The sequence below is a fragment of the Inquilinus limosus MP06 genome, assembly GCF_000767795.1.
Classification (GTDB): domain Bacteria; phylum Pseudomonadota; class Alphaproteobacteria; order DSM-16000; family Inquilinaceae; genus Inquilinus; species Inquilinus limosus_E.
This window is the reverse complement of record NZ_JANX01000493.1, coordinates 1-4859: the sequence shown is the minus strand read 5'-3', so window position 1 is coordinate 4859 and position 4859 is coordinate 1. Positions and strand designations below refer to the sequence as shown.

The following is a 4859-nucleotide window of genomic DNA, read 5'->3' as shown; positions in this document are numbered from 1 at the left end:
CGGCCGCCGAGATGGTCGTACAGGAACAGCCCGGTCCGCAGCAGCCAGGCCGGGCGCAGGAAGCTGTCATGCGGCAGCACGAAGCGCATCGGCCAGATGATGTGCGGCGCCGCCGCCAGCAGCACCTCGCGCTCGATCAGCGCCTCGCGTACCAGCCGGAACTCGTAATATTCGAGGTAGCGAAGGCCGCCATGCACCAACTTGCCGCTGCGGCTCGACGTGCCCTCGGCCAGGTCGCCCTTCTCGCACAGCAGCACCGACAGGCCGCGCCCGGCCGCGTCGCGGGCGATGCCGGCGCCGTTGACGCCGCCGCCGACCACCAGCAGGTCGACGACGGCACTGGTCCGCTGTTCCGCTCCGTCCGCCATCCGTTCAGGCCGCCTGCTTTTTCGGGCGCGGGCCGTAATCCTTGAACTTCTTGATCACCCGGTCGATCTCGTCATCCGGCAGGCATTTCGGGCCGCCCAGCATCAGCGTGTAGACATACTGCTTGGCCAGGGTCTCGACCTCGACCGCCAGCCACATCGCCTTGCCCAGGGTCGCGCCGGTGGCGATCAGCCCATGGTTCGCGAGCAGGCAGGCGGTGCGGCCCTGCAGCGCCGCGATCGCATGCTCCGACAGCTCCGGCGTGCCGTAGGTGGCATAGGGCGCGCAGGGGATCGAATTGCCGCCGCCGCAGGCGATCATGTAGTGCAGCGCCGGGATCTCCTGGTGCCGGATCGCCAGGATGGTCGAATACATCGGGTGGCAATGGACGATGGCGTTCACCTCCGGCTTGCGGCGGTGGATATCGAGATGGAAGCGCCATTCGGAAGAGGGGCGGTGGTCGCCATGCTCCCAGCTGCCGTCCATCTTCATGGCGACGATGTCGTCCGGCGTCATCTCGTCATAGGGCACGCCGGTCGGGGTCACCAGGATGCCGTCGCCCCAGCGGGCGCTGATATTGCCGGAGGTGCCCTGGTTCAGCCCGTTGGCGTTCATCTGCCGGCAGGCTTCGACGATCCTGGTGCGCAGTTCGAGTTCGGTGGACATGATTGGTTCCTGAGCGAAGGGTCAGCAGAGGCGGAGCAGGGGCTCGCCGGCCAGATAGCGCCGGACGTCCTCGGCGATCAGCCCGGCGGCGTAGGTGACGGTCTTCACCGAGGCGCCGGCGATGTGCGGCGTCAGGGTGACGTTGGGCAGCTTCAGCAGCGGCCAGTCCTCCGGCGGCGGCTCGACCGCGAAGGTCTCCAGCATCGCGCCGCGCAGCTTGCCCGAGACCAAGGCGTCGTACAGCGCGTCGTAATCGACCAGCGGGCCGCGCGCGGTGTTGACGAACACGGCCCCGTCCTTCATCGCGGCGAAGGCCTCGGCGCCGATCATGCCGGTGGTCTCGGCCGTCACGCGCGGGTGCAGCGTGACCACGTCGCTTTCGGCCAGCAGCGTCTCCAGCGCCACCTGCTGCACGCCGTCGGCGCTGTCGGCGGGGTCGAGCTGGACATAGGGGTCGGTCACCAGGATGCGGCAGCCGAATGCCTTCAGCAGGCGCACCACCTTGCTGCCGACATGGCCGTAGCCGATGACGCCGACCGTCATCTCCGACAGCTCGCGGCCGGTCAGGTCGGCGCGGTACAGGTCGCCGCGCCACTGGCCCTGGGACAGGGAGGTGTGGCCGCGGGTGATCAGCCGGGTCTCGGCCAGGATGGCGCCGATGGTGAACTCGGCCACCGCGCTGGCGTTGCGGCCGGGGGCGTTCACCACCTTCACGCCGCGCGCCTTGGCCGCCTTCATGTCGATGTTGACCGGCCCGCCGCGGCTGACCCCGACCAGCTTCAGCTCCGGCAGCCGCTCCAGCATCCCGGCCGAGATGGGGGCGAGGTGGGTGACCAGGATCTCCGCATCGCCGATGAACTCGACGATCTCGTCCGGATCACCCATGAACTCCTTCAGCCCGTACAGCCCGGTGCCGGCATAGCCATGCACCATCGGCTCGTCCGGCCAGGGCTGCTCCAGCGTCCGGATGTCGAGAGCGGCCGGAATCTTCTCCAGCGCTTCCACGAACAGGCTGGGCAGCATGAAGCGGTCGCCGATCACGGCGATGCGTCGGGTCATCCTTCAGTCCTCAGATCGTCCAATGCGTGCCAGATGGGGCGCAGCGCCCGATAGCTGGCGCGGTACTGCGGGAACAGGCGGTCGTAGTGCTCGACCAGCGCCGGGTCGGGCGCCTCGGCCTCGGCCAAGAGCGGCGTCACCCAGCGGGCGCAGGCGGTGTCGATGTCGGGCAGGATGCCCAACGACAGCGCCGCCACCATGGCCGCGCCGGCGGCGCCGACCTCCTCACGCTTCACCAGCCGGACCGGCGCGTCGGTGGCGGCGGCCAGGATGCCGCGCATCGTGGCGCTGCGCGCGGCGCCGCCGGCCAGGCGGATCTCCGCCGGCGTGCCGCCGACCGACTCGTAGCAGTCGCGGCTGGCGAAGCCGAGGCTCTCATAGATCGCCCGCAGCAGGTCGCCGGCGCCGGCGGTGCCCGACAGCCCGATGACCGAGGCGCGGGCGGCGCTGTCGACGAAGGGCCCGCGCTCCCCGGCCTCGGCGATGAAGGGGTGGTACAGCAGGCGCCCGGGCTTCGCCGCCGCGGACTTGGCGTCGAGCAGGGGGATCAGGTCGGACCGCTTCGGCAGCGTCGCCCCGGCGGCCTCCGCCACCTCCTCGACCACGCCGCACAGCCAGTCGATGTTCAGCGTCGCCGCCATGTTCGAGACCATGGAGACGTAGCTGCCCGGGGCGACGAAGGGCATGGTGTAGCCGACCTCTTCGCCCAGCGTCACCCGGTCGGCCCCGAACACCAGCCGCATATGCGCGCCGGTCGAGCCCAGCACGGTGAAGCCGGCGCGGCCCTCGGGGTCGTAGAGGCCGGAGCCGAGGGCGCCGCACAGCAGATCGACCGGGGCCAGCACCACCGGCGTGCCGGCGGGCAGGCCGGTCGCGATCGCGGCCTGGGGCGTCAGCGCCGAGTTCCGGCGGGCGCCGTCGACCATCGGCGGCAGCAGCCGGGCCTCGTCCTGCAGGCCGAACAGCTCCAGCACCTCCGGCGCATACTCGCGGGTGCGATAGTCGCCGAAGGTGAAGGTGCCCTCGGAGACGTCGGTCGCCCGCTCGCCGGTCATCCGGAAATACAGCCAGTCCTTGCAGTGGAAGGCGGTGGCGGCCCGGGCCAGGACCTCCGGCCGGTGCCGCTTCAGCCACAGCAACTGGCCGGACTGGTTCGACATGTTCAGCATGGTGCCGGTGAAGCGCTGCACCGCCTTGGCCGTGCCGCTCTTGTGCAGCTCGGCGACGATCGGGCCCGACCGGCCGTCATGCCACAGCATGGCCCGGCCGACCGGGTCGCCGTCGCGGTCGATCAGCCAGGTGCCGTCGCCCTGGCCGGTGACGGCGATGCCGGCGACGCGCAGGCCGCGCGCCTCCAGCTTCGCCGCCAGCTCGCGCAGCACCAGCGCGGCGTCGTCCCAGGTGCGGCCGAACTCCTGCTCCATGCCGGCGCCGTCGACCGGGATCGTGGCGTTCGGCCGCGCCGCATGCTCGACCGGCGCGCCGTCCAGGTCGAAGGCCACGGCCTTGACCACCGAGGTGCCGGAATCGAGGCCGATCAGGACGTCCTTGCTCATGCCGCCGCCGCCACCGCCGGGCGGCCGCCATGGGCGATCGCCATCTCGCTGTCGCTGTCGAACAGGTGCAGCGCCGATTCCGGCAGGGCCAGCGCCAGCCTTGTGTCGGGCGCCGCCTCCAGCGCCCGGTCGGTGACGATGGTCAGCCGCACGCCGTCGACGTCCAGCGCGATGTGGCTCTGATCGCCTAGCCACTGGTTGGCGATCACCGTGCCCTGCAGCGCCGTCTCGCCGGGCCGGGCGGCGCCGACGCGGATCTCGTGGCCACGGATGCCGAGATGGACCTTGCCGCCCTCGGCCAGGCCGTGCCCGGCATGCGGCAGCCGGAAGCCCCGGCCTTCGCCCTGCACCTCGACCGCCAGCCCGCCATTCTCCCGCACCACCCGGGCCGGGAACAGGTTCATCGGTGGCTCGCCGATGAAGCCGGCGACGAACAGGTTGGCCGGCCGCCGCTTCAGGTCGGTGGGGGAGGCGAATTGCTGCAGCCGCCCGCCCTCCATCACCGCGATGCGGTCGGCCAGGGCCAGCGCCTCGGTCTGGTCATGGGTCACGAAGACCGTCGTCATCCCGTGCTCGATCAAATAGTCCTTGATGCGCGCCCGTAGCACGGCGCGCAGCTGCGGTTCCAGCTGCGACATCGGCTCATCGAGCAAGGACAGCTGCGCCCGCCGCACCAGCGCTCGGGCCAGGCTGACGCGCTGCTGCTGACCGCCGGAGATCGCCTGCGGATAGCGGTCGAGGATGTCGCCGATCTCCAGCAGCTCGGCCACATGCGCCACGCGCTGCTGCACCTCCGCCTTCGGGATGCGGTCGCGCAGCAGGCTGAAGCCGATATTGTCGCGCACCGTCAGCGGCGGGTAGAGCGCATAGCCTTCGAACGCCATGGCGACGTTGCGCTCGGCCGGGCGCAGATCGTTGATCACCCGATCGCCGATCCGGATGGTGCCTTCCGACACGCTCTCGAAGCCGGCGATCATGCGCAGGGTCGAGGTCTTGCCGCAGCCGGAGGAGCCGAGCAGGCCGACCAGCTCGCCATCGCGCAGCGCCAGCGACACGGCGTCGACCGCGCGGATCGGGTGGGCCAGGCGCGGCCCGTAGATCTTGGAGACGGCGTCGAGCGTCAGGGTTGCCATTGATGTTCCTCAGGCCGTCGCGGCCGGCAGGCGGGCGCCGGTCTCGCGGTCGAAGCACAGCGCGCGGGCCAGGTCCGGC

General features: G+C 71.0%; 5 protein-coding genes. All 5 read right to left on the bottom strand.

The features are described from left to right. A partial coding sequence (locus P409_RS26755) for an FAD-dependent oxidoreductase (protein WP_034845591.1) occupies positions 1-368 on the bottom strand: 368 nt, incomplete at its 3' end. Between the two features lie 4 nt (positions 369-372). Then, a complete protein-coding gene (locus tag P409_RS26750) occupies positions 373-1032 on the bottom strand; it encodes a class II aldolase/adducin family protein (RefSeq protein ID WP_034845589.1) in 660 nt (219 codons plus the stop codon). 21 nt (positions 1033-1053) lie between these two features. Then, positions 1054-2091, bottom strand: a complete 1038-nt coding sequence (locus tag P409_RS26745; protein ID WP_034845587.1) for a 2-hydroxyacid dehydrogenase — start codon at positions 2089-2091, stop codon at positions 1054-1056. Then, positions 2088-3647, bottom strand: coding sequence for an FGGY-family carbohydrate kinase (locus tag P409_RS26740; protein ID WP_034845585.1), 1560 nt, complete (start codon positions 3645-3647; stop codon positions 2088-2090). Before P409_RS26740 ends, P409_RS26745 begins: the two co-directional genes overlap by 4 nt. Continuing rightward, positions 3644-4780 (bottom strand): ABC transporter ATP-binding protein, encoded by a 1137-nt coding sequence (locus tag P409_RS26735; protein WP_034845584.1) that lies wholly within the window; start codon positions 4778-4780, stop codon positions 3644-3646. Before P409_RS26735 ends, P409_RS26740 begins: the two co-directional genes overlap by 4 nt. Positions 4781-4859 lie beyond the last annotated feature (79 nt).

Bases quoted from the DNA above. Each gene is read 5' to 3' on its own strand.
- P409_RS26750 (WP_034845589.1), bottom strand. From the start codon at position 1,032: ATGTCCACCGAACTCGAACTGCGCACCAGGATCGTCGAAGCCTGCCGG.
- P409_RS26740 (WP_034845585.1), bottom strand. From the start codon at position 3,647: ATGAGCAAGGACGTCCTGATCGGCCTCGATTCCGGCACCTCGGTGGTC.
- P409_RS26745 (WP_034845587.1), bottom strand. From the start codon at position 2,091: ATGACCCGACGCATCGCCGTGATCGGCGACCGCTTCATGCTGCCCAGC.
- P409_RS26735 (WP_034845584.1), bottom strand. From the start codon at position 4,780: ATGGCAACCCTGACGCTCGACGCCGTCTCCAAGATCTACGGGCCGCGC.